We start from the raw sequence: 583 nt of genomic DNA on the forward strand, positions 1-583 counted from the left end.
TTTAATGGAAACTTCGGTTTCACGAGTGTCTACACAAATTACATGATAACAAATTAGAAGAAGAAAGCCCTTGGGCTTGCTAATAAGATAGGTCTGTAGCTCAGCTGGTTAGAGCGCACCCCTGATAAGGGTGAGGTCGGCAGTTCAAGTCTGCCCAGACCTACCAATTCATTCGCTGAATTGATTAATCTTCTTCATTAAAGAAAAGACCAAATTAAGGTTTACTTTCGTCATACTGAATGTTTTTAAGTATTTTGTGAGTGAATATTAATTTGGTTTTTTAAACCACGTTTTTAACCGAATGCGCGTTAAGAATGAGTTCTTTAACAATCTGGAAAGCTGATATAAATAAAGTATTTATGTCGTAGCTAATATTACGAATAGGGTGTCGCGCTCTTGACTAATCAATAGTTACATATGACATAGATATTTACAAAAGCGATTAAGAGCGAAAGCTGTTAATCAACATTTGTTTACTCTTACTCAGAGTAAACATCTTATTCAAGACACATTTATTTGTGCGTGAAAATGTCAGACTTTACAATTACTGTGGATTAGTCTCCACGGTGTACTTCGTGTCGAA

Annotated in this window: 1 tRNA gene; it reads left to right on the forward strand. The window is 35.5% G+C overall.

Going from position 1 to position 583, the window contains the following annotated elements:
• Positions 1–89: 89 nt before the first annotated feature.
• A tRNA-Ile gene (locus H4J66_RS05190) sits at positions 90–166 on the forward strand.
• Positions 167–583: the final 417 nt, after the last annotated feature.

Source organism: Colwellia sp. MB3u-55, assembly GCF_014076785.1.
Taxonomy (GTDB): domain Bacteria; phylum Pseudomonadota; class Gammaproteobacteria; order Enterobacterales; family Alteromonadaceae; genus Colwellia_A.